This is a genomic window from Gilliamella apis (assembly GCF_002142155.1).
In the GTDB taxonomy this organism is placed as follows: domain Bacteria; phylum Pseudomonadota; class Gammaproteobacteria; order Enterobacterales; family Orbaceae; genus Gilliamella; species Gilliamella apis.
In genome coordinates this window covers 1-25,711 of record NZ_NASD01000026.1, presented here as the reverse complement: position 1 = coordinate 25,711, position 25,711 = coordinate 1, and the positions used below count along the sequence as shown (strand labels likewise).

Genomic DNA, 25,711 nt, shown 5'->3' with positions numbered 1-25,711 from the left:
AGGCTTAAAATTTTAAATAAATCATAAAATTGGATTGACAAGGATATCTGATATGGATTATAATTTTCAACACACAACACACAACACACAACCTGCCCAACCTATAATTTCACCTCTCTAAAGTTAAGCTCACGCCGTTTATTATTTCAGCAATTTCCGAAATTTCAGCAAAATTTTTCAAAATTTCTTAATTTAGCCTTTTTATCTCGGCCGATGGTTTTGGTTTTAACCGTAGTTATTTTACAATCTATCTCTTTTTCTAATTATGCATTAACCACTAAAACGACCAATATTATTTATGGCTCAGCACCTTATTTAACCTTTGATGGTGGTCGTACCCGAGTAACAAATACCGAAGCGCTACTCGGGATATCGCTTTCTGATGGTAGAAAATTCACCCCCACAACCAATAATTCAAGTTACAATCCTATCGTTTTACCTGTTGCTGGTCAGAGTTTTAATGATATTGGTATGTTAGTACCAAGGAATACTGATTCTATTGCATTAAGTTCACTTATTGGCACACCTTATAATTATTGGGGGGATGATGATGGTGATGGTCAGGGGATTGATGGTGTCACCGCTACCGGTAGTTTAAATTTATTGATTGAAGATAAAGACGGTTATAGGGTTGCCCGTAATGAAGTGCTTAATATTTGTAAAGCGCCATATAAACTAATGTTATCTAATGATGGAGGTACATTAAAAACACGTTATGGTGTACCTAATGAAAGTCGTTTTACGGCAGGTTATGCCACTTATTATATTAATCCTAAGGCATCGCCAGTGATTTGTTTTGCAAGACCTAACAGGATAGAACCTGGCTTTAATGGCATTTGGGTACGTGGTAATGGTTTTCTACCACAGTCATTTACGCCGTCGTCTTATGGTTTAAACTTCCCGACTACTGGTGCTAATAATTTGTATTTTGATTTACTTATTGCCGGCACTAATCAGGCCTTATCTTGGGCTCCGGTTTCTCATGGTGGTATTACTGCTACTATGACCGATTCACCAGACTACTGGGGGTGGGTTCGAGTCACCCTAACAGGTCCTGCCGTTACAGACCCTAATCAATGGCAATCAGAAAATCCAGGTAGAATCGCCAGACCATCTTTACCGCAGACATTTGAGTTAGTCGGTCGTGATAGTAGGGGTAATGCGGTGGTCAAATATGGATTTGTGTTAAAGCAGTGGTTTGTTAATCGTGGAGATAGGAACCGATATACCTATTCTAGCACGGAATCTTGGTGTAATAAGATTGGAGGATATCGTCTCCCAAAGGTCAAGGATTTAACTAATGCGTCTTGTCGGGAATCTAGTTCGTTTATTTGTGGATATCGTGATACAAATATAAAAGCAGTATTAAATGCATTAACGGCAACGCCTTCGTCATCTTATAATAATGTTGTGCGTTACATAGGTGCAGGATTTTTCACGGAATGGGGGAATATGCTCTCTTACATTGGAGCCAACTTCGTAGGACAATTAGCCTATACAAACGGGGAGTATTTGACGAGTGATAGGTCGATTTTTAACAATCCGATTTATAACAATCAATTCTTTGCTATTAGTGGGAATGATGGTAGTGTGTATAGCACGTCATATATCGCCGGCAAAACCTACGGACTCTGTGTCTATCCTTAGCTATTATTTTTTAGTTCTTAGGTATTGAAGCTGAGCATAAGAAAAATAACGTTAGGGCATTAAATAATCATTGCCCTGCCAAGGCAATGGCGTTGACGCTGACGAAGTGGGCGATAAAAAACGATTTTGTGGCGCGACATTGGCAACGTGCTGACAACTGAGCGAGGTTAGCATGGCAAACAGGGATGTTTGCCAAGGAGCGTTAAGACCGAACGAAGGCGGAAGGTAGTCACATCGTGACCACTTGCGTGGTCGCAGCGGGAGATGGTAAAGAGGGGTGGCGCCAACCCTCTTAACTCGGACGTAATCACCGTATAGAACTAGCCACCAAACAACAAAACGTCCGAAACTCAAACAACCAAAAATTTTGAGGAGAGGGGTTTTTGAAGCCAAAATCCCGCCCAAGTTTCCCCGAAATTGATTTTAAGGGCGTAATTAAAGCGTAATATTACATTCACCTTTACAAAAGTTAACAATAAAACCATCAAAAAAAGTTGCATGGTTTTTTGCAATCACTATACTTTTATAGCATATTTATACGAATGGATAAATTTTATGCTATTAAGCTTAAAATTTTAAATAAATCATAAAATTGGATTGACAAGGATATCTGATATGGATTATAATTTTCAACACACAACACACAACACACAACCTGCCCAACCTATAAATTCACCTTTCTAAAGTTAAGCTCATATCGTTCATTATTTAACCGTAGTTTATTATTTCAGCAATTTCAGCAACTTCAGCAAAATTTTTCAAAATTTCTTGGTTTAGTCTTTTTATCTCGGCCGATGGTTTTGGTATTAACCGTAGTTATTTTACAATCTATCTCTTTTGCTAATTATGCATTAACCACTAAAACGACCAATATTATTTATGGCTCAGCCCCATATTTAACCTTTGATGGTGGTCGTACCCGAGTAACAAATACCGAAGCGCTACTCGGGATATCCCTTTCTGATGGTAGAACATTTACTCCCACAACCAATGATCCGTGGCGTAATCGTATCGAGTTACCTATTGCTGGTCAGAGTTTTGCGGATATTGGTATGTTAGTACCAACGGATACTAATTCTATTGCATTAAGTTCACTTATTGGCACACCCTATAATTATTGGGGTGATGATGATGGAGATGGTCAGGGAGTTAATGGTGTCACCGCTACCGGTAGTTTAAATTTATCCATTGTTGATAAAGACAATAATCCTGTTGCCCGTAATGAAGTGCTGACTATTTGTAAAGCGCCATATAAATTAACCTTATCAAGTACTGAAGGTATATTAAAAACACGTTATGGGGTACCTAATGAAAGTCGTTTTAGTGCAGGTAATGTCACTTATTATATTAATCCTAAGGCACTGCCAGAGGTCTGTTTTGCAAGCCCTACCTTAGAGTGGGGGGAGAATGGTCCTGCTGCCGTTTGGGTATATGGTAAGGGTTTTCTACCACAGTCAGTTACACCATCGTCTTATGGTTTAAACTTCCCGACTACTGGTGCTCATAATTTGTTTTTTGGATTAGAGATGAGAGGTATTAATCAGACCTTATCTTGGGCGCCGGTTTCTCATAGTGGTATTACTGCTACTGTGACCTATCCATATGAAAGAAGTACCAGCGTTAAAGTCACCCTAACTGGTCCTGCCGTTACAGACCCTAATCAATGGTACTCAGAAAATCCAGATAGAATCGATAGACCATCTTTACCGCAGACATTTGAGTTAGTCGGTCGTGATAGCAGTGGTAATGCGATGGTCAAATATGGATTTGTATTAAAGCAGTGGTTTGTTAATCGTGGGTTTGTTGGTCGTTATGATAATGGTTATACCTATTCTAGTGTGGAATCTTGGTGTAATAAGATTGGAGGATACCGTGTTCCAAAGGTCAGGGATTTAACTAATGCGTCTTGTCTGAACGAGGCTACTTTAGGGGCTTGTAGAAATTATGCAAATGAAGTAAATGCATTAGGGGGAACGAATTTGTCAAAGTATAATTATCAAATGCGTAACATTGGTGGAGGATTTTTCGCGGAATGGGGGCATATGTTCAATTACGCTGGTGCCAATTTCGAAAGAACCTATTGGACGCAAGATAGGGGGGGTAGTAGTGGTCAAACGTATTTTGTTGTTTTATCGGAGGACGGTAGAATATCTTTCCGTGAACATGGCGCCTTAAGCTACGGACTCTGTGTCTATCCTTAGCTATTATTTCTTAGTTCTTAGGTATTGAAGCTGAGGATAAGAAAAATAACGTTAGGGTGTTAAAAAACGATTTTGTAGTGCGACATTCGCAATGTGCTGACAACTGAGTGAGGTTAGCATGGCAAACAGGGATGTTTGGCAAGGTGCGTTAAGAGCGAACGAAGGCGGAAGGCAGTCACATAGTGACCACTTGCGTAGTCGCCGCGGGAGATTGTAAAGAGGGTTGGCGCCAACCCTCTTAACTCGGACGTAATCACCATATAGAAACAACCACAAAACAACAAAACGTCCGAAACTCAAACAATCCAAAAAATAAAGAACCAAAAAAATTTGAGGAACGGGGGTTTTTAAAGCCTAAATCCCGCCAATAAATCGCTAACGTTAGTTATAACATCAGCTATTTCCAATAATAAGAGTTTATTTTGGCAAATAAGTTTGGTGTATTTAATTTAGCGACATTCGCAATGTGCTGACAACTGAGTGAGGTTAGCATGGCAAACAGGGATGTTTGCCAAGGCGGTGCTTTGTCAGGAACAAATCACAGCCGGTGCGTTAAGAGCGAACGAAGGCGGAAGGCAGTCACGCAGTGACCACTTGCGTGGTCGCCGCGGGAGATTGTAAAGAGGGTTGGCGCCAACCCTCTTAACTCGGACGTAATCACCGTATAAAAATAACCGCAAAACTGCAAACGTCCGAAACTCAAACAACCAAAAAATTTGAGGAACGGGGTTTTTAAAGCCTAAAATCCCGTCCAATAAATCGCTAACGCTAGTTATAACATCAGCTAGTTCCAATAATAAAAGTTTATTTTGGCAAATAAGTTTGGTGTATTTAATTTAGCGACATTCGCAACGTGCTGACAACTGAGTGAGGTTAGCATGGCAAACATGGATGTTTGCCAAGGCGGTGCTTTGTCAGGAACAAATCACAGCCGGTGCGTTAAAAGCGAACGAAGGCGGAAGGCAGTCACGCAGTGACCACTTGCGTAGTCGCCGCGGGAGATTGTAAAGAGGGTTGGCGCCAACCCTCTTAACTCGGACGTAATCGCCGTATAGAAACAACCACAAAACAACAAAACGTCCGAAACTCAAACAACTAAAAAATTTTGAGGAGAGGGGTTTTTAAAGCCTAAAATCCCGCCCAAGTTTCTTCGAAATTGGTTTTAAAACTAAAATTAGCTTGCTATAAACATAAGAGTTTATTTTGGCAAATAAGTTTAGTGTATTTAATTTAGCGACATTCGCAACGTGCTGACAACTGAGAGAGGTTAGCATGGCAAACAGGGATGTTTGCCAAGGCTGTGTTTTGTCAGGAACAAATCACAGCCGGTGCGTTAAGACCGAACGAAGGCGGAAGGTAGTCACATCGTGACCACTTGCGTGGTCGCCGCGGGAGATTGTAAAGAGGGTTCGCGCCAACCCTCTTAACTCGGACGTAATCACCGTATAGAAACAACCACAAAACAACAAAACGTCCGAAACTCAAACAACCAAAAAATTTTGAGGAGAGGGGTTTTTGAAACGCAAAATACCTTCTAAAAACGACTATAAAATTGTCAAAATCAAAAGCCTAATCTGCAAATTATTAACGTTAAAAATGGTGATTTTTTAAGAGGGTATAAAAGGTCTATTATTTCTAATAAACAGCAAATAACCGATGTTGTTTTCGAGTTATCAGTGTTCTTCTTTACAAAAGTTAACAATTAAACCATCAAAAAAAGTTGCATGGTTTTTTGCAATCACTATACTTTTATAGCATATTTATACGAATGGATAAATTTTATGCCATTAGGCTTAAAATTTTAAATAAATCATAAAATTGGATTGACAAGGATATCTGATATGGATTATAATTTTCAACACACAACACACAACACACAACCTGCCCAACCTATAATTTCACCTTTCTAAAGTTAAGCTCACGCCGTTTATTATTTCACTACAGTTTATTATTTCCGCAATTTCCAAAATTTCAGCAATTTCCGAAATTTCCGCAAAATTTTTCAAAATTTCTTGGTTTAGTCTTTTTATCTCGGCCGATGGTTTTGGTTTTAACCGTAGTTATTTTACAATCTATCTCTTTTTCTAATTATGCATTAACCACTAAAACGACCAATATTATTTATGGCTCAGCACCTTATTTAACCTTTGATGGTGGTCGTACCCGGATAACAAATACCGAAGCGCTACTCGGGATATCGCTTTCTGATGGTAGAAGATTTACTCCGACAACCAATAATTCGAGTTCAACTAATCCTATCATTTTACCTGCTATTGGTCAGAGTTCTGCGGATATTGGTATGTTAGTACCAACGAATACTGATTCTATTGCATTAAGTTCACTTATTGGCACACCGTATAATTATTGGGGGGATGATGATGGCGATGGTCAGGGAGTTAATGGTGTCACCGCTACTGGTAGTTTAAAGTTATCCATTGTTGATAGATGGGGTCAAGCTGTTGCTCGTAATGAAGTGCTGACTAATTGTAGAGATCAAGCACCTTATAAACTAACGTTATCTAATACTAACGGTACATTAAAAACACGTTATGGTGTGCCTAATGAAAGTCGTTTTACGGCAGGTAGAGCCATTTATTATATTCATCCTAAAGTATCGCCATTAATTTGTTTTGCAAAACCTAAAGCAGACACTATTTGGATAAATAGCGGGTTTTCTGATGCTATTTGGTACCCGTATAGTGGGTTTCTACCACAGTCAGTTACACCGTCGTCTTATGGTTTAAACTTCCCGACTACTGGTGCTAATAATTTATATTTTGATTTAAGTATTAAGGGTGTTAGTCAGGCCTTATCTTGGGCGCCGGTTTCTCATGGTGGTATTACGGCGACGATGACCGATTCAACAAGTACCAGCGTTCGAGTCACCCTAACGGGTCCTGTTGCTACAGAATCGCAACAGCGATCAGAAAATCCAGTTGGAATCGACAGACCATCTTTACCGCAGGTGTTTGAGTTAGTCGGTCGTGATAGTAGGGGTAATGCGGTGGTCAAATATGGATTTGAGTTAAAGCAGTAGTTTGTTGCTCGTGTTTATGATACTTATACCAATTCTAGTGTGGAATCTTGGTGTAATAGTTTTGGATACCGTATGCCTAAGGTTAGGGATTTAACTAATGCGAATTGTCGGGGAGGGTGTCAAAGTGCAACGCCTTCGTCACCTGATAATGAGTATCGGCGTCACATTGGTGGAGGATTGTTCTCGGAATGGGGGCCGGTGACCTATTACACTGGTACTCCCTTCCTCACCGGCGGCGGCTATTGGACGGGCGAGTATAATTATATGTATTCTATATTTAATGCGGTTTACGAGGCGTCTGGTGCGATAATAAGAGCTTCGCTGGACCACAACGGAGTCCCGAAGAGCAGCGGAGTCTGTGTCTATCCTTAGCTATTATTTCTTAGTTCTTAGGTATTGAAGCTGAGGATAAGAAAAATAACGTTAGGGCGATAAAAAACGATTTTGTGGCGCGACATTCGCAACGTGCTGACAACTGAGTGAGGTTAGCATGGCAAACAGGGATGTTTGCCAAGGCGGTGCTTTGTCAGGAACAAATCACAGCCGGTGCGTTAAAAGCGAACGAAGGCGGAAGGTAGTCACATCGTGACCACTTGCGTGGTCGCCGCGGGAGATTGTAAAGAGGGTTCGCGCCAACCCTCTTAACTCGGACGTAATCGCCGTATAGAAACAACCACAAAACAACAAAACGTCCGAAACTCAAACAACCAAAAAATTTGAGGAACGGGGTTTTTAAAGCCAAAATCCATCCAATAAATCGTTAACGCTAGTTATAACATCAGCTATTACTGATAATAAACGTTTATTTTTATAAATTAGTTTAGTGCTTCTTATTTAGCGACATTCGCAATGTGCTGACAACTGCGTGAGGTTAGCATGGCAAACAGGGATGTTTGGCAAGGCGGTGCTTTGTCAGGAACAAATCACAGCCGGTGCGTTAAGAGCGAACGAAGGCGGAAGGCAGTCACATCGTGACCACTTGCGTAGTCGCCGCGGGAGATTGTAAAGAGGGTTCGCGCCAACCCTCTTAACTCGGACGTATTCACCGTATAGAAACAACCGCAAAACAACAAACGTCCGAAACTCAAACAACCAAAAAAAAATTGAGGAACGGGGTTTTTGAAACTTAAATTCCTACTTATTGCTAACCCTTTTTTTTAACATAAAATAAAATAATTAAAAATCAATATATTAAAAAATCACTTAAAAAAAGGGTTTTTATTGGTAAAAATAGACTTTGTCTTTTTGCCAACTGCATTTATAGTATATTGGATTCTAGTTCACTACCGTGTAGGTAGCTTAGAAAACAAAACCATTTCTACTCACTAGTTAGCGGTGGTTCACTACCGTGTAGGTAGCTTAGAAAATTCCGTTAGGTGCTTGTGTAGAATGACCGAAGTTCACTACCGTGTAGGTAGCTTAGAAATGCGGATATTGTTATAAAACATTCCGATGATAGTTCACTACCGTGTAGGTAGCTTAGAAAATACACCTCTTGCCACTCTTGTAATTGTGCGGGTTCACTACCGTGTAGGTAGCTTAGAAATAAAAATGGAAATATTGTTTCTAAATATAAATGTTCACTACCGTGTAGGTAGCTTAGAAATGATAAGAAATGATAAGAAGAAAACTAAGAAAACCAAGAAAAGTTCACTACCGTGTAGGCTTTTTAGTTAGTAATTAAAATGGATTTTTAGTATTTAAAACTCGCTGTTCTCAAATTTATCTATGAAATAATTAAAACGCTTATATAAGCGTTTTAACTCTGATTAATATCATTATATCTACTATAAACTATTAGAACATTAATAGTTGTACAATTAAATTGCAGTCATATAGACCTGATTATTCAGTAAGTTTTTAGGATCAAACTGTTGTTTAATTGCACGCATTAATTGGCGATTTGCTTCAGGAATGGCAGCATTGTAATAACTTACTTTCGCCGTTCCGATGCCATGTTCTGCTGAAGGCAATCCTCCAAATTCAAGACATTTTTGATAAAGCGCTTGGTGAACATTTTGCAGATCAGATTGCCATTGTTTGTCATCACGATTATCACGCAAAATGCATAGATGAATGTTACCATCACCAGCATGACCAAAGGCTAACATGCGCATTTGAGTTTGTGCTTCTAGCTGTTTGGTGAAATTGATAAAATCGCTAATGCGATTTATTGGTACCACTATATCGATTGGATCTTGTTCGGTGATTGCTTCAACTGCACGTACTAGCGAACCACGAATCGTCCAGATTTGACTGGTTTGATTGCTATCTTGGGCAACAAAATAGTCACACCCGCCTAAATTTGCTAGCAGTTGTTTGCGTTGTTGTTCAATGGTTTGTAGATCGGAACCATTAAGCATAATAATTAGATAAGCTTGGCTATTTGGTAGTGGGAATTTAAAGCCTGAGTACTGTTCACCCCACTGTGCGACTTTACGTTCAACAAACTCCAATGCAGTAGGTGTAAGGGTATGTAATACGGTGGTAATACTGTTAATAGCTTGTTCAATAGTGTTAAAACCAACAATAAAAGTTTGTGATACTTTCGGTTTGGCTATCAGTTTTAAAGTACATTGTGTAATGATACCTAAGGTACCTTCACTGCCAATAAAGAGATGTTTTAAGGCTAGTCCTGTGTTGTCTTTAACATTTTTACTACCAATATTTAACACACTACCATCAGCCATCACAACTTCAATTGCTTGCACATAATCTCGAGTCACACCATATTTTACCGCCCGCATACCACCAGCATTAGTACTGATATTACCACCAACGGTAGCATTTTTAGCGCCCGGATCTGGCGGGTAAAAAAGGTCATGTTGTTCAACAAACTGTTGCAGGTCTTGCAGTAAAATACCCGATTGCACAGTGACGGTGAAGGTTTGCTTGTCTAGTTCAACAATATGATTCATCATCGATAAATCAAGAATAATACCGCCATTAGGAATAGTAGAGCCGACTAAGTTAGTGCCAGCACCACGGGTAGTAATATTAAGATTGTTGCTATTAGCATATTTAACAATGCCAGCTACTTCTGCTGTAGTTTTGGGGTAGACTAATATGTCGGCATAGCCATATTTTAATTTTAAACCATCAGTTAAATGCGATTGTGGAATAGCATTTTTTGCAATGATACGTTTAGGATCTGTAATAATGTCTGTGAGTTTGTTCATGCTGAATTACCGACTATTTATAACTTTTATCGAAGTGGTTGGCTAACTTGTCACCAAGGTATTGAATCACCATTACAATAAAAATAAGAATAATAATACATAAAATGAGGATTTCGGTTACATAGCGTTGATAACCATAACGAATGGCTAAGTCACCAATACCACCACCGCCAACAACCCCCGCCATTGAGCTAAAACTAATAAGCGAAATGGTGGTAACCGTTGCGTGTCGAATCAATTGTGCCATCGCTTCTGGAAATAAAATACCGAATATAATACGGATATGCGATGCCCCACTTGCTACTGCTGCTTCGATCACCCCTTTATCTATTTGACTAAATGCATTTTCAGCTAACCTAGCATAAAATGCGATAGCTGCAAGTGAAAGAGGGAAAATTACCGCTTTGGGGCCTACAGTCGTGCCGACGAGTAACGCTCCCAAAGGTAGTACGGTAACCATTAAAATCAAAAAAGGAATTGAACGAGTGGCATTGATGATAAAATTAGCGATACTATTGATAATTCTGTTTTTGAAAAAGAATTGATTTGACATTAAAAACAGCAATAAACCTATGAGTGTACCGAATATTAGACCAGCTAATAATGACCAACTTACCATGATAAATGTTTCGTAAGCTGCTTGCCATAACATTTGCGCCATTTCGGCAATGGTGAGCTTTATCATTAATTTATTTCCTCAATAATAACTTCTTGCTGTGCTAACTTTGTTATCAGATTTTGAATATTATCAGGTTCCCCAATAATTTCGATCACCAAATTACCTAACGCTTGGTTATCAAAATACTCTATAAAACCATGCAAGATATTGAATGCCACTTTAGTTTCAATTGCTGATTGATATAGTATTGGTTGGGTAGTGTTTTCGTTAATATAACGCAAACGTACTAATTTACCTTTGGCATTTTGTTTGATGATATCAGGTAAATGAGTGTTTTCATCAATATTGAGAAATTCTTGCGTGAAGGGCTGTTTAGGGCGGGCAAACAGATTAAAAGTAGTATTCATTTCCACTATTTCGCCCTGTGACATTACTGCAACTCGATGACAGATCTTTTTAACCACATCGATTTCATGAGTAATTAGTACTATGGTCAATGCAAATTTTTGATTAAGCTCTTTTAATAAATCAAGTATTGCGCTAGTGGTAGTTGGATCTAATGCACTCGTCGCTTCGTCACACAATAGAATTTTTGCATCATTGGCAAGCGCTCTAGCAATGCCAACTCGCTGCTTTTGCCCACCACTGAGTTCGGCAGGGTAGGCATTAGCCTTATCACTTAACCCAACTAAAGCAAGTAATTCGTTGACTCTATTTTTTACAGTATCGCCTTTTTTTCCGGCTGCTTTGAGCACAAAAGCAATATTTTCATAGACGGTTTTCGATGTCGCCAAATTAAAGTTTTGAAAAATCATCCCAACTTGAAAACGAAATGCTTGCAGTTGACGACCGTGCAAGGTTTTTATGTCAACGCCATTGATAATGATTTGTCCGGAAGAGGGATCAGCAAGTCGATTAAGGGTTCTTACTAATGTACTTTTACCTGCACCGCTCGAGCCGATAATACCGAAGATCTCACCTTGATTAACATCAAATGAGACCTTTTTTACGGCTTCAATCACTTGCTGGTTTGCTTCGAATCTTACCGAAACATCTTTTACCTGAATTAATGGGTTAGTTTGCATAATTAAAATAACTGATAATCTGGTTTTTGGAAGGTATAGAAAATACCATTTTTATCATTAATCACTTGAGCAAATTCTGGTGATTTAAGTACTTCGATAATGTCTTTGCCTAATTTATCTTTAGATTCATTGCGAATCGCAATAACATTTTTAAGATCTTTATCTAATACTTCTTGATAAAGTGCTTTTGAAAGATCTAATCCAGCACCGATGGCATAATTGCCATTAACTACTGATAATACAGCACTATCTAAAGAACGTGGTGTTTGTGGTGCTTCAATAGGTACAATATTTAAACCATAACGATTTTCGATTACGTTGTTAGGGGTGAGATTATTTTTATCCACATTTGGATCGAGTTTAATTAATCCAGCAGCTTCTAAAATACGTAATGCTCGAGCTTCATTGGTCACGTCGTTAGCTATCGTGACTTGATCACCTTGTTTTAACTGTGAAAAATCAGTAATTTTATTTGAATAAATTCCAGCGCCAGCAGTTGGTACAAAGCCAACAGCAGTGATATCTAAATTGCGCGCTTGTTTAAAGTTATTAAGGTAAGTTAAATGTTGAAATAAATTAACATCGATCTCTTTATTAGCTAGTGCTAAGTTTGGTTGAACATAATCGCTAAATTCACGAATTTCTACTTGATAACCTTTCTTTTCAAGACCTGGTGCGATAGCTTGTTTAAACATATCACCATATGGCCCAGCGGCAACACCTACGGTAATTTGATTTTCTTTTTTAGCATTGTCACAACCAGTTAAGACAATTAGGGACGATAAAATAGCTAAACTAGCCACAATTAGTTTTTTAAACATGATAATTTTTCCTTGAGTTTGGATAATCTTTCTAAAGCTGCAATTAGCGTTGGTTCTTGTTTTGCAAAATGGAAGCGAATATAGCGATATTCAGGGTGCTTAAAAAAAGCAGAGCCTGGCACGGCAGCTACACCAACCTCTTTAATTAGCCATTCGCAAAATTCAAAATCAGTGTTAAAAGGATTAATCTCTGAAATATCAACTAATACATAATAAGCACCTTGAGGTTCATAATAAGTAAGTCCTAAGTCATCTAATCCCTTTAAAAATAAACGACGTTTATCAGTATAGATTTGGGTTAATTTTTGGTAATAATCTTCACCTAAAGCTAATCCAGCACAAGCAGCTTTTTGTAATGGTGCTGCAGCACCAACGGTAAGAAAATCATGAATCATCTTACAACCATCAATAATTTTCTTATCAGCAATAATATAGCCAAGTCGCCAGCCAGTTATCGAATAGGTTTTCGATAGTGAGCTACAGCAAATAGTTCGCTCTTTCATATTAGGGAAACTGGCTAAATAAAGATGTTGATGTGGTGCATAAACCATATGCTCATAAACTTCATCGGTAATAATGTAAGCATCAAACTCAATAGCTAGTTGGCTAATATAGTCAAGTTCTGCTTTGGTAAATACCTTACCGCAAGGATTGCTAGGGTTACATAAGATTAACGCTTTGGCTCCTTGCTCAAAAGCTTGTCGTAGTTGTTGCTTATCAAATTCGAATGTTGGTGGAATTAGCGGTACATAAATTGGCGTCGCATCAGACAAAATAGCATCCGCGCCGTAATTTTCATAAAAAGGCGAAAAGATAATTACTTTATCTTTTGGATTACAGACTGTCATCACTGCGCACATCATTGCTTCGGTACTACCACATGTTACCAACACATTTTCATCTGGATTGATATCAATATTCATTAATTTTTGTTGTTTTTTTGCTAACAGATGGCGAAACTCGGCTGAACCCCATGTGATTTCATATTGATGAGGGCCATCATCCGCAGCTTGTTTTAACGCATCAATTAAAGGCTTAGGTGGCTCAAAATCAGGAAACCCTTGTGATAAATTGATTGCTTGATATTGATTAGCGATCCGAGTCATCCGACGGATAACCGAATCAGAAAAGTGATCGAGTCGATTGGCTAATTTATGCATTGTTTTTTTTGTTTATTAAAATTATGAAGCAAGTGATTATAATATAAAAACTTAATTTAGCTGTTAAATAATATATTTATATATAGTTATATTTTTTTCTTATATCAAAGTTAATAATTGATATTAGTTATGCAAAAAATTTTGAGGAGAGCACTTTTTTAAACGAGAAAATTTATGAAAAAAGGTGACTCATAATTTATATTTTTCTATCAAAGTTAACAAATAAACCTGTATAACTTGATCTTATTCTACGTTAAAATAACAATCTTATTGTTATGACATACTAAGGAATCAACCTAATGACAACTGAATTGACAACGCTTGATAAGATTAAACGACAAATTGCCGAAAATCCGATTCTTCTTTATATGAAAGGGTCGCCAAAATTACCAAGTTGTGGATTTTCAGCACAAGCGGTTCAAGTATTATCACAATGTGGCGTACCTTTTGCCTATGTCGATATTTTACAAAATCCCGATATTCGAGCTGAATTACCAAAATATGCAAATTGGCCAACTTTCCCGCAACTTTGGGTTGAAGGTGAATTAGTGGGTGGTTGTGACATTATGTTAGAAATGTTTCAGACTGGTGAATTGCAGACCTTGATTAAACAGACTGCTGAAAAACATAAACCATAATTGTTTATTTTGTCTGTAAAAAAGCAGGATGTAAAAAAAGAGTGTATGTAAAAAAGAGAGTTCGCAACTCTCTTTTTTATTTATAGTTTTGACTTTGTTTTTAATCTAATGGCTGCTCAGTTTCTGCTTTAGCTTGCTGATCGTTATGCGGTAATGGCCAACCGCCAAGTCGTTTAAAGCGATTAACAATTTCACAAAATAAAATTGCTGTTTTTTCGGTATCGTATAAGGCACTATGAGCTTGTTTATGATCGAATGGCATTTCCGCTGCTTCACACGCTTTAGCGAGAACGGTTTGACCAAACACTAATCCACTAAGCGAAGCAGTGTCAAAAGTAGCAAAAGGGTGGAAAGGATTACGCTTTATGCCTGCTCGTTCTGATGCTGCCATTAAAAAGCTATGGTCGAAATGAGCATTATGAGCAACAATAACTGCGCGGCTACAGTCATTGGCCTTAATACCATTTCTCACGAGTTTAAATATCGCTTCTAATGCAACTTTTTCATCAACTGCATCACGTAATGGATTATTAGGATCAATACCATTAAATGCTAAAGCTGTCGGCTCCAAAATTGCGTTTTCAAATGGGTTCACATTGAATTGTAGTGTTTCATCGGGTGCTAAAAAGCCCTTTTCATCCATTTTCAATGTAATAGCTGCAATTTCTAAAATTGCATTTTGATTAGGATCAAAGCCTGATGTTTCAATATCAATTACAACAGGATAGAAACCACGAAAGCGTTCACATAATTTAGCGTTTGGCACAATACATTGTCTTATTTTTGCAAAAATTGTCGGCTATTATGCCAGTTTTTGCTTATTTCGACTAGATTAACCGTAATTTTTAACCAGTTTGCTTTGATTAAAAATGGAAGCGTAGGAAGCTTAAGATATTATTTGAGAAAATTTTGCTTAGATTACCTAAGTTTTTTTATACATCGAAATATTAAATGTCTCGCTAAAGGAATTGAATAATAATTACGATTAACTTAATTATGATAATTAAGCCTATAAAAAAACATAACAATAAATTACAAAATGTTGGCTAAGTTATTTAAATAATATGATGAATGATAAATTAATTTATCATTCATCTAAGTATCAATCTTTATATTCGGCCATAAAACGATCGGCGTCATCCACCATTGATTTAATGCCTACAAAAAATGGTGTACGTTGATGTAATTGCTCTGGTTCCATATCTAAAATTCGTTGGTATCCGTTAGTTGCTTTTCCTCCAGCTTGTTCTGCTAAAAATGCCATTGGATTTGCTTCATATAACAAGCGAATTTTACCTTTAGGGTATTGAGCTGTATTAGGGTAGATATAGATACCACCTTTTAATAGGTTTCGATGAAAATCAGACACCAATGAACCGATATAACGTGAAGTATAAGGGCGATGTGTCTTATCATCCTCTTCTTGGCAATACTTGATATATTTTTTGACTCCGGTAGGAAATTTAGAATAGTAACCTTCATTAATCGAATAGGTAGTAGCTTGTTTTGGGAAACGGACATTTTCATGGGATAAGCAAAAAACGCCCAATGAAGGGTCATAAGTAAAAGCATGTACACCACAACCTGTAGTATAAACTAACATAGTCGATGACCCGTAAATAATATAACCAGCAGCGACTTGTTTATAACCAGGTTGCAAAAAATCTTGTTCTGAAATAGGGGTGCCTATTTGGGTAATTCTGTGATAAATTGAAAAAATTGTACCGACCGATACATTTACATCAATATTTGATGAACCATCAAGTGGATCCATTAACACGACATATTTTCCTTCGGTTGCGCGATCTTTACCAAAGATAACCAAATTATCTTCTTCTTCAGATGCTATACCTGCTACGACTCCTCGAGCTTCAAGTGCATTTTTTAACGTTTCATTAGCAAAAACATCCAGTTTCATCTGTTTTTCACCTTGAATATTTGCTGCACCATTTTCGCCTAAAATATCAATTAATCCTGCTTTATTTATATCTCGATTAATAACCTTAGCACCTAATTTAATCGCCGAAATAAGGGCGGTTAATTCTCCTGTAGCATGAGGGAACTCTGCTTGTTTTTCAATAATAAATTCACCGAGGGTTTTCATTGTTTAATAAATCCTTTATATCAATGTTTGTATAATATAAATTTCAATAGTTAAATCGAAATCTATTTTCGATAATATACGTGAGATATTTTGAGAAAGCGACTATAATTAGCTTGTCGTTAGTTAGTTTTTTGCGTGAAAAAAGTTTAATTAATTCAAAATGTTTGATTCCATCTGTGTTTTTCATGCATAGAGCGGATTAAATTTAAAAAGTGAGGTTATTTTGCATCAATTTGAACTTCAAAGAGTCATTAATAATGAATTACAAGTGACAAGATATCATGACTATGCACCAAATGGATTACAGGTTCAAGGACGATCGGAAGTTAAAAAAATTGTGACAGGGGTCACTGCTTGCCAATTATTGTTAGATAAAGCCGTGGAACTTAATGCTGATGCGGTGTTGGTTCATCATGGCTATTTTTGGAAGAATGAACCACAAACTATTACCGGAATTAAATATCATCGAATGAAAACCTTACTCAAACATGATATTAATTTATATAGTTATCATCTGCCATTAGATGGCCATCCTGTTTTAGGTAATAATGTATTGCTAGGGCAAATGTTGGATATTGCAGTTGATAAGCGTGAGGATATTACCGATCTGTTATTCAAAGGTACTTTAAATAATCCAGTTACTGCGCTTGAGTTCAAACAGAAACTCGAGCAAAAATTGCATAATGGCCAAACTTCAGTGCTATTTTGTGGTGATAATGCGCCAGCGGTAATTAATCGAGTGGCATGGTGTAGTGGTGGAGGTCAAGATTTTATTGAATCAGCCGCTCAGCAAGGCGTTGATGCATTTTTCACTGGTGAAGTATCTGAACGTACTATTCATATTGCTCGTGAATATGGTATTAACTTTTATGCCGCTGGTCATCATGCAACTGAGCGTTGTGGTATCAAAAAATTAGGCGAATGGTTATCAGAACACTATGAGTTAGAAATTATTTTCGTTGATATTGATAATCCTGCATAACAAATGTTGAATTTAAATAAGAAATATCGCATACTTATTCGCAGTTTTTTTAATCTTTAAGTTGTTTTAACAACCAAAAATATGAGAGGTCGCTTTATGTTTACAGGAAGTTTGGTCGCACTTGTTACTCCAATGGATACGAAAGGCAATGTCGACCATGTAAGCTTAAAAAAATTGGTCGAATATCATATTGAAAGTGGTACTTCTGCTATTGTTTCAGTAGGAACTACTGGCGAATCCGCAACACTCAATCATCATGAACATATTGATGTTATTAAACGGACTATCGATTATGCTGATGGGCGCATTAATATTATTGCTGGTACTGGTTCAAATGCTACCAAAGAAGCGATCGAATTAACTCGTCAAGTTGAAAATATTGGTGTAGTAGGCTGTTTAACTGTGGCACCTTATTACAATAAACCAACCCAAGAAGGCCTATACCAACATTTTAAAGCTATCGCAGAGAATACCGCATTACCGCAAATCCTTTATAATGTACCAGGTCGAACTTGTAGTGATATTAAGCCAGAAACTGTAGGTCGATTAGCAAAAATTAAGAATATTGTGGCATTAAAGGATGCAACAGGCGATCTTTCTCGTGTATACAAAACGCGTAAATTGGTTGGTGATGAGTTTAAGTTATTAAGTGGTGATGATGCAACTTTCTTAGATTTCATTATTTTAGGGGGTAATGGGGTTATTTCTGTTACCGCTAATGTGGCAGCCAAACAAGTAGCAACGGTTTATGAGTTGGCAATTAATAATCAAATTCAACAAGCTAGAGCTTTAAATGATACTTTAATGGCGTTACATACAAATTTATTTATTGAACCTAATCCAACTCCTGCAAAATGGGCTTGTACCCGATTAGGTTTAATGGCAAATGGCACTATACGTTTACCATTAGTCCCATTAAGTGATGCAGCTATTCCGGTAGTTGAGCAAGCATTAAAAGATGCTAATTTACTGTAAAATTAACTATAACCCTTAATTTATAAGCAGGAATTTATGTTGAATAAAACTGTATTAAAATGCAAAGCCTTTAAAAAAATAGCTATTTTATCTGCATTTGCTTCTATATTTCTTGTTGGCTGTAGTAGTGATCAAAGTTATAAACGAGAAGTTGAAGGTAATGATGACTACCTTAACTCACCGCCCTTAAAAGCGTTAGTTATTCCTGAAGGTGTTTCTGTACCAGTAGAAGCCGGTGATTTTTATGTCGATAACAACGATATTGAAGGTGCATTAGGTAAACAACTTGATATTCGTCCACCGACGGTACCGATTCCTACAATTGATGATGCCTTTGTGATTTATAATAATGGTACGGTAACGTTCAATGCACCAATCAGTTATGGTATTTGGAATAATATCCCAAACTCATTAGCGAAACAAAATATTTCGATTATCACAAGTGACAATAATACGATTAAAACAGGTAATTCTATTATTGCTCGAGGTGATGAACAACAACCGGTTGATGCATCATATATTTTTAAACGTCAAATATTGGGTGAAACAGAAACAATTACCATGGTGTTGGATACATTAACACGCGGTAATGAAAATCTTATGTCGCAACCGATCGAAGTTCAGCGTTATGTCGTTGGATTATTTAATCAAATAATGGATGATGTCGCTCCTGAATCGCTACGAACCGTACCGGTTAAAGAAAAAACAGATGAAGACAAAAAAGATGATAAAGAATCAGATCCAAATAAAACGTTAAAAGAAGATCTTAAAGATGAGATCCGTGATGGCATCAGAAACGATCGCTAATTTAACGATCCGATTATTTATCATTTAAACGAGTTAAAACAGCATAAAATCTATTTTAACCCAGTAGTGGAGTAACTTTTGATTAACTTTATTGATACTATAATGGAAGATTATACAATAAGGTAACAATACTTGATTTGAAATTAAGGGGCGAATAGCTCCTTAATTATTTATTGGCAATTTGATATAAGGTTATAAACATGAAGAAGTTGGCTGAGCTTTATCGTGGTAAAGCAAAAACTGTTTACACCACTGACAATCCTGATTTATTAATACTTGAGTTTCGTAATGACACGTCGGCTTTTGATGGACTGCGCATTGAGCAGTTGGATCGTAAGGGGATGGTGAATAATAAATTTAACTATTTTATTATGACAAAGTTGCGAGAAGCAGGTATTCCAACTCAAGTTGAAGCCCTATTATCAGACAATGAAGTATTAGTTAAAAAACTTGATATGGTACCAGTTGAATGTGTGGTGCGTAACCGTGCTGCTGGTTCATTAGTTAAACGTTTAGGTGTTGAAGAGGGCAAAATCCTTAATCCACCAACATTTGAACTTTTCTTAAAAAATGATGCACTACATGACCCAATGGTTAATGAGTCACACTGTAAATCCTTTGGCTGGGCAACTGACGAACAGTTAGCTACCATGAAGGAGCTTAGCTTTAAAATCAATACCGTTTTAACTGAACTATTTGATAAAGCGGGCTTAATTCTGGTTGATTATAAGTTAGAGTTTGGTTTATTTAAGGGTGAAATTACTTTAGGTGATGAGTTCTCGCCAGATGGTTGTCGTCTATGGGAAAAAGAAACCTTGAAAAAAATGGATAAAGATCGCTTCCGTCAAGGCCTTGGTGGTGTTATTGAGGCTTATGAAGAGGTTGCCAAACGTATTGGTATTCCACTTTAATGTTTGCCCAATTTGATATCTCTTTCTTTCTTTTATTAGGTTTAGCTGCACTGTGTTATGTTACGCATAATAACACAGTGACCTTTGCGGTGTTGCTACTGTTGTTATTTAAATTAACACCACTAGCAACCTATTTTCCGTTCTTAAATCAATATGGCTTAACCATTGGTATTGTTATCTTAACCGCAGCAATGATGGTTCCTTTGGCTGATGGATCATTAAAAATCACTGAAATTTTAAAATCATTTACCACTTGGCAATCGATTTTAGCGATTTTAGTTGGTATCTTGGTGTCATGGTTAGGTACTCGAGGAATATCATTAATTGGTGCGCATCCCACTATTGTTAATGGTTTAATTATTGGTACCTTGATTGGGGTTGCTTTTTTCAAAGGCGTGCCAGTTGGACCTTTAATTGCAGCTGGTATATTGTCACTACTAATTGGAAAAAGTTAATTAATGCTAAATCCTAATAGCACCAGAAAATTATGGGTGTTACAAGGTTGTCGTACCCAATTACTTAATCAAATTAACGCTATAATTAATCAATATTCTGGTGATTGGATTACGGTCACTATGCAGTCTGATTTATCGGACTCTATTCACCATTATATTAATCCAAATCAAACTAAATCTTTACTTGGGCAAGAGTTCAAGCATGCCATTTTTGATGCTACTGACGGTTTTAATCTGGATGCTTTTGCTATGTTAGCAGGTACCTTAATTAAAAATAGTGTCCTTATTTTACTACTGCCTGAGAGTTATTCTAATTGGGTTGATCGAGATAGTTTACGTTGGAATGAATCAATCACCCCAATTATGGTACCTAATTTTATTCGCCATTTACAGCAAACATTGTTGGAATTTGCACATGTTGATATGCCAATTATTCAATCCTTGGATAATCAAGATAGTGATGTAACTCAACAGCAAATAGTATTAACCCAATTATTGCAAAGTGATAGTTCACTAAATATATTAATAGCTAAACGAGGCCGTGGAAAATCAGCATTAGCAGGGTTGTTTACTCATCATCGGAGATGTTGGGTAACAGCACCCAATAAAAATGCATTAGTTACTTTTTTCCAGTTTGCTGAGGCTGATATACCATTCTATGCACCTGATCAATTAACGGTCATGAATGATCATCAATTTCCTGATTGGATAATTATTGATGAAGCTGCCATGATTCCATTACCAATGCTAGAAAAAATATTGCAATTGGCATTGTCTAAACAAAGCAAAATTTTACTGACAACCACAGTAGAAGGTTATGAAGGTACTGGGCAAGGTTTTTTATTAAAGCTATTGAAAACACAATTCACTAAGAAATTTTATTTAGATAAACCAATCCGTTGGCAAGATAACGATGATTTAGAACGGTTAACTGATAAGTTATTACTCAATGGCGTATCAACTAGCGATATAAAATCGGAAATTGATGAACATACAATTAGCTATTCTATCACTGAAAGGCAAGATATTGACGCACTAAAATCAATTTTTTATTTATTGAAAATGGCGCATTATCAAACAACATTAGTTGATTTAAGAAGGTTATTTGATGCAGAAAATTTATCGGCTTGGCAAGTCAACCATAACGAACAACTTATTGCAGCAGCAGTAACGATTAATGAAGGTAATTTGCCAAATAAGTTAATTGATGATGTATGGCGAGGTATTCGCCGACCTAAAGGTAATTTAGTTGCACAATCACTGGTAGCTCATGCAGGTGAAAAACTGGCAGCTAAACTTAAGTCGGTTAGAATTAACCGTATTGCGGTTATTGAACCTTATCGACGTCAAAAGATAGCAAGACATTTAGTTCAGCATATTTATCAACATGCAACGATAAATGATAATGATTTTATTTCAGTTAGTTTTGCTTACAGTGAAGCAAATTATCAGTTTTGGCTTGCTTGTGGTTTTGTATTGGTACATATTGCTAGCCATAAACAAGCTAATTCAGGTAGTTATTCTATGATGGCAATAAAGCCAATTACTCAGCAAGGCCATCTGCTTACACAACGTTTAGTACAACGTTTACAACGTAATGCCTATTGGCTTGCGTCGATTATTGATTTGCCGTTTAATCAATTGTTAACAATTGATGATCAGCAAAATTTATCTTTAGATGATTATCAAGTTTTACAAGGATTTTGTGATTATCATCGACCGTTTGAAGCTTGTTATGCTTCATTGTGTCGTTTGGCTAATACAAATGTTAACCATAGTAAAACACCAATGCCATTACTTAAAGCATTAGTGCTGCACAAGATTAGTGAGTCAGAATTAATAAAACAATATCAATTAACTGGCCGTAATCAATTAATTAAGTCAATTAAACATGAAGTCAAATCATGGTTTATGAATAACCAACCTGACTGTATGTAAATCAATTAATTTAATACTAAAAAGCGTAAAGTGTATTGCTGTCGAATTTAATCTACGTTTAAAATGTCGCCAAATTAAAGTAAAAGGAATAAATTGTGACAACACCTATGTTAGAACAACAATCGAATCATCAATATTCAAATCCTAACCAAAGTCGAAAACCAAAAAGTGGTATTGAATATTTTTTTGAAGGATGGACATTAGCATTTAGCCCAGGCCTAAAACGGTTTGTCTTCTTACCATTACTTGCTAATATCATTATTATGTCGGCACTTTTTTATTGGTTTTTTGTCTCAATTACTGGCATGGTTGACTGGGGTTTATCATTTTTGCCTAGTTGGCTACATTGGTTAGGTTATATTATCAGTTTTATTGTGATTTTGACCTTGGTAATCTTATTTTGTTATTTTTTTAGTACTATCACTAACATTATTGCAGCTCCTTTTAATGGCTTGCTTGCTGAGCAGGTTGAAGCACAATTAACCGGAATTCCTGCACCAGAGACTTCATGGATCAGTTTGATCAAAGATTTGCCTCGAATTTTAAAACGAGAATTACAAAAGTTAGCTAATTATTTATTGTGGGCGATTCCCATTTTACTTAGCTACTTTATTCCTGTCATAGGCCAATCGGTTACCCCAATAGTTTGGTTTTTATTTACCGCGTGGCAGATCAATATTCAATATGCTGATTATGCATTTGATAATCATAAGGTATCTTTTGTGCGTATGCGCCAATTATTAAAACAACATCGAGGGGATAATTTATTATTTGGCATATTAATTAGCTTTTTTACCATGGTGCCGTTATTTAATTTAATTATTATGCCAATTGCGGTTTGTGGCGCGACAGCAATGTGGGTAGATCGTTATCGTCACCAAGCTGTTTTTGCTAGTCAAAGTAATGATTTTCGACAATAGATAAACTAGTTTTGCTTAGGTTGAGATGGCCAGTCGTCATCTTCATCATCATCACTATATGGGATAGGTTTTATCCCTTTCTTTTTTTCTAAATAATGTTTATAGCTCAGTTTATTTAGTGCTTTAATGGTATTAATAAAAATTCCAATCAACACGATAATAATTAGCCACCAGTAATCTTTAAGCCATTCCATTACTATCTCCTTAGCATTATAGGTTTACTACTAATTAGTTGATATGCGTGTATTGTCATTCAGATTCACGCAACACGCAAATATCAATTAACTGAGCAAATATTTAAGCAAGTAACAATTTTTCTAAAATATCGATATAAATAGCTTGTAATGTAATGATATCTTGGCAATTAACATTTTCATTTACTTTATGAATGGTTTTGTTGATTACACCAAATTCAATAACTTGACATCCCAATTTAGCAATAAAACGGCCATCAGAAGTACCGCCACTGGTTGATAGTTTGGTATCAATCTTTGTAAATGCTTTAATGGCACTAGCTGTTGCATCGGTCAGTTCACCTTGGGGGGTTAAAAACGGTTGTCCAGACAATCGCCAGTTCAAGGTATAGTTTAAGTTGTGTCTTTGTAAAATAGCATCGACTTTTGACTTAATCATCTCATCGGTCAACTCACTACTATAACGGAAGTTGAATTGAACAGATAACTCACCAGGTACTACATTTTCAGCACCCGTTCCACCATTAATGTTAGCCACTTGCATCGTGGTCTGAGGGAAATATTGATTACCATTATCCCATACTGTTGCGACTAGCTCATTTAGTGCTGGTGCAAATCTATGCACTGGATTATCTGCAAGATGAGGATAAGCAACATGGCCTTGAATACCATGCACGACTAAATTTGCCGTTAAAGAGCCTCGTCGACCATTTTTAATTTGATCGCCGAATACACTATCACTTGATGGTTCACCGACAATACAATAGTCAATATGTTCTTGGCGTTTTATCAATAAATCAACTACTTTAACAGTACCATCGCTGGCATCAGCTTCTTCGTCTGAAGTAATTAAGAAAGCGACTCGTCCGGCATGATCAGGATATTTTTTGACAAATGATTCAGCAGCACAAACCATAGCAGCTACACCACTTTTCATATCTGCTGCTCCACGACCATAAAGTATGCCATTTTTATCAATAGTAGGTTCAAAAGGAGGGGAGTTCCATTTACTTTCATCACCAGCTGGTACAACATCAGTATGACCAGCAAACATCAGGGTTTTTCCTGCTAATTCACCATGATAGGCCCATAGGTTTTTAGTATTGCCGATATTGACTTCTTCAATAACAAAACCTAGTGGTTTTAAGCGTTCGATAATTATTTGTTGGCAATTTTTGTCATCAGGGCTTATTGATTTTTCAGCAATCAATGTTTTGGTTAGGGCAATAACGGGTTCAGTCATGGTGATCTCGATTTTATTGTTGAAGTTTAACAAATTCTGAATAGCTTTCTTCAGAAAAGCCTAATAATGCTCGTTTACCATCAATAAGCAATGGTCGTTTTAAAATTGATGGGTTGGCTAACATAACTTTAATTGCAGCATCTTGATTATCAATTTGATTGCGTAGTGCTTCATCCAATTTACGCCAAGTTGTACCTCGAGTATTTAGTAAACTTTGCCAATCAACTAATTTTAATAAATCGTTTAATAATTCTGCTGATAAACCATCAGTTTTATAATTATGAAATTGATAATTAACTTGATGCTCATCAAGCCAAGTAAACGCTTTTTTCATGGTATTACAATTTTTAATGCCATAAATAATATACATAGCTATATACCTAAAAAGAGATATAAAAAATTGATTATAACAGCTAATCATAAAAGACGGCAAACAAGGGGGGAAAGAGGTTAATTTAAAAACAGCTAAATTTATTTAATAAGAAAAGTTGAGGAAAGGGGTTTTTATGGACGGATAATTGCCATTTTCAACTTACATATCTTAACAAAATGTACTTAGACATTGTTTGCCAAATTAAGGAAACTTCTTTATAATTTTTGCATTATTTTTTTATTTTTAAATAAAACAAAAAGATAGATTACAAAGGATTGAAAATATGTTAAAATACAGTTGTTTAGAGGCCAGCCAGCCAGCCAGCCAGCCAGCCAGCCAGCCAGCCAGCCAGCCAGCCAGCCAGCCAGCCAGCCAGCCAGCCAGCCAGCCAGCCAGCCAGCCAGCCAGCCAGCCATAATTTT

Annotated in this window: 21 protein-coding genes and 1 CRISPR repeat array; of the genes, 11 read left to right on the top strand and 10 right to left on the bottom strand. The window is 36.7% G+C overall.

Going from position 1 to position 25,711, the window contains the following annotated elements; genetic code table 11:
• Window positions 1-213 precede the first annotated feature (213 nt).
• From B6C84_RS10305 to B6C84_RS10295, 3 genes are all read left to right on the top strand, one after another.
• Complete coding sequence (locus B6C84_RS10305) at window positions 214-1,647, top strand: hypothetical protein (RefSeq protein ID WP_086353870.1); 1,434 nt, start codon at window positions 214-216, stop codon at window positions 1,645-1,647.
• A 794-nt stretch (window positions 1,648-2,441) separates the two neighbouring features.
• Window positions 2,442-3,848, top strand: coding sequence for a hypothetical protein (locus tag B6C84_RS10300; RefSeq protein ID WP_086356636.1), 1,407 nt, complete (start codon window positions 2,442-2,444; stop codon window positions 3,846-3,848).
• 2,038 nt (window positions 3,849-5,886) lie between these two features.
• Window positions 5,887-6,885 carry a hypothetical protein gene (locus B6C84_RS10295; protein ID WP_086361346.1) on the top strand — a complete coding sequence of 333 codons (999 nt, stop codon included), beginning with the start codon at window positions 5,887-5,889 and terminating at the stop codon, window positions 6,883-6,885.
• Window positions 6,886-8,163: 1,278 nt separating this feature from the next.
• Window positions 8,164-8,491: direct repeats of the CRISPR family, unit length 28 nt; unit sequence GTTCACTACCGTGTAGGTAGCTTAGAAA.
• A 214-nt stretch (window positions 8,492-8,705) separates the two neighbouring features.
• On the opposite strand, the gene B6C84_RS10285 is transcribed toward B6C84_RS10295, so the two are convergent.
• From B6C84_RS10285 to B6C84_RS10265, 5 genes are read right to left on the bottom strand one after another with little or no spacing between them, the layout of a single operon-like run.
• A complete protein-coding gene (locus B6C84_RS10285) occupies window positions 8,706-10,064 on the bottom strand; it encodes an FAD-binding oxidoreductase (RefSeq protein WP_086354035.1) in 1,359 nt (452 codons plus the stop codon).
• A 13-nt stretch (window positions 10,065-10,077) separates the two neighbouring features.
• Window positions 10,078-10,749: a methionine ABC transporter permease gene (locus tag B6C84_RS10280; protein ID WP_366939966.1), complete on the bottom strand. Its 672-nt coding sequence runs from the start codon at window positions 10,747-10,749 to the stop codon at window positions 10,078-10,080.
• Window positions 10,749-11,768, bottom strand: a complete 1,020-nt coding sequence (locus B6C84_RS10275; RefSeq protein WP_086354036.1) for a methionine ABC transporter ATP-binding protein — start codon at window positions 11,766-11,768, stop codon at window positions 10,749-10,751. The genes B6C84_RS10280 and B6C84_RS10275 overlap by 1 nt, the downstream gene beginning before the upstream one ends.
• Window positions 11,769-11,770: 2 nt before the next feature.
• Window positions 11,771-12,589, bottom strand: a complete 819-nt coding sequence (locus B6C84_RS10270) for a MetQ/NlpA family ABC transporter substrate-binding protein (protein ID WP_034904026.1) — start codon at window positions 12,587-12,589, stop codon at window positions 11,771-11,773.
• Complete coding sequence (locus B6C84_RS10265; RefSeq protein WP_065578203.1) at window positions 12,574-13,749, bottom strand: pyridoxal phosphate-dependent aminotransferase; 1,176 nt, start codon at window positions 13,747-13,749, stop codon at window positions 12,574-12,576. The genes B6C84_RS10270 and B6C84_RS10265 overlap by 16 nt, the downstream gene beginning before the upstream one ends.
• A 311-nt stretch (window positions 13,750-14,060) precedes the next feature.
• On the opposite strand from B6C84_RS10265, the gene B6C84_RS10260 reads away from it, so the two are divergent.
• Window positions 14,061-14,387 carry a Grx4 family monothiol glutaredoxin gene (locus B6C84_RS10260; protein ID WP_034903461.1) on the top strand — a complete coding sequence of 109 codons (327 nt, stop codon included), beginning with the start codon at window positions 14,061-14,063 and terminating at the stop codon, window positions 14,385-14,387.
• Between the two features lie 100 nt (window positions 14,388-14,487).
• On the opposite strand, the gene rnt is transcribed toward B6C84_RS10260, so the two are convergent.
• Together rnt and fbp are read right to left on the bottom strand one after the other, a co-directional pair.
• Window positions 14,488-15,153, bottom strand: coding sequence for a ribonuclease T (rnt, locus tag B6C84_RS10255; protein ID WP_208595775.1), 666 nt, complete (start codon window positions 15,151-15,153; stop codon window positions 14,488-14,490).
• A gap of 336 nt (window positions 15,154-15,489) precedes the next feature.
• Window positions 15,490-16,491 carry a class 1 fructose-bisphosphatase gene (gene fbp, locus B6C84_RS10250; RefSeq protein WP_034903444.1) on the bottom strand — a complete coding sequence of 334 codons (1,002 nt, stop codon included), beginning with the start codon at window positions 16,489-16,491 and terminating at the stop codon, window positions 15,490-15,492.
• A gap of 223 nt (window positions 16,492-16,714) precedes the next feature.
• Here fbp and B6C84_RS10245 point away from each other — a divergent pair, with 223 nt between their 5' ends.
• From B6C84_RS10245 to cysZ, 7 genes are all read left to right on the top strand, one after another.
• On the top strand, window positions 16,715-17,473 hold the full coding sequence (locus B6C84_RS10245) for a Nif3-like dinuclear metal center hexameric protein (RefSeq protein WP_086319969.1): 759 nt from the start codon (window positions 16,715-16,717) through the stop codon (window positions 17,471-17,473).
• A 96-nt stretch (window positions 17,474-17,569) separates the two neighbouring features.
• Window positions 17,570-18,448, top strand: coding sequence for a 4-hydroxy-tetrahydrodipicolinate synthase (gene dapA / locus B6C84_RS10240; protein WP_065578206.1), 879 nt, complete (start codon window positions 17,570-17,572; stop codon window positions 18,446-18,448).
• 36 nt (window positions 18,449-18,484) lie between these two features.
• Window positions 18,485-19,255, top strand: a complete 771-nt coding sequence (gene bamC / locus B6C84_RS10235) for an outer membrane protein assembly factor BamC (RefSeq protein WP_065578207.1) — start codon at window positions 18,485-18,487, stop codon at window positions 19,253-19,255.
• Window positions 19,256-19,455: 200 nt separating this feature from the next.
• Window positions 19,456-20,166, top strand: coding sequence for a phosphoribosylaminoimidazolesuccinocarboxamide synthase (gene purC / locus B6C84_RS10230; RefSeq protein WP_086354037.1), 711 nt, complete (start codon window positions 19,456-19,458; stop codon window positions 20,164-20,166).
• Window positions 20,166-20,621 (top strand): DUF441 domain-containing protein, encoded by a 456-nt coding sequence (locus B6C84_RS10225; RefSeq protein ID WP_034903933.1) that lies wholly within the window; start codon window positions 20,166-20,168, stop codon window positions 20,619-20,621. Before purC ends, B6C84_RS10225 begins: the two co-directional genes overlap by 1 nt.
• 3 nt (window positions 20,622-20,624) lie before the next feature.
• A complete protein-coding gene (locus tag B6C84_RS10220; RefSeq protein ID WP_086354038.1) occupies window positions 20,625-22,559 on the top strand; it encodes a tRNA(Met) cytidine acetyltransferase TmcA domain-containing protein in 1,935 nt (644 codons plus the stop codon).
• A 107-nt stretch (window positions 22,560-22,666) separates the two neighbouring features.
• A complete protein-coding gene (cysZ, locus tag B6C84_RS10215) occupies window positions 22,667-23,479 on the top strand; it encodes a sulfate transporter CysZ (protein WP_086354064.1) in 813 nt (270 codons plus the stop codon).
• A 5-nt stretch (window positions 23,480-23,484) separates the two neighbouring features.
• Here cysZ and B6C84_RS10210 read toward each other — a convergent pair whose 3' ends face one another.
• From B6C84_RS10210 to B6C84_RS10200, 3 genes are all read right to left on the bottom strand, one after another.
• On the bottom strand, window positions 23,485-23,673 hold the full coding sequence (locus B6C84_RS10210) for a YpfN family protein (RefSeq protein WP_065578211.1): 189 nt from the start codon (window positions 23,671-23,673) through the stop codon (window positions 23,485-23,487).
• 103 nt (window positions 23,674-23,776) lie between these two features.
• Window positions 23,777-24,916: a succinyl-diaminopimelate desuccinylase gene (gene dapE, locus B6C84_RS10205; protein WP_086354039.1), complete on the bottom strand. Its 1,140-nt coding sequence runs from the start codon at window positions 24,914-24,916 to the stop codon at window positions 23,777-23,779.
• Between the two features lie 13 nt (window positions 24,917-24,929).
• Complete coding sequence (locus B6C84_RS10200; protein WP_065578212.1) at window positions 24,930-25,286, bottom strand: ArsC family reductase; 357 nt, start codon at window positions 25,284-25,286, stop codon at window positions 24,930-24,932.
• Window positions 25,287-25,711 lie beyond the last annotated feature (425 nt).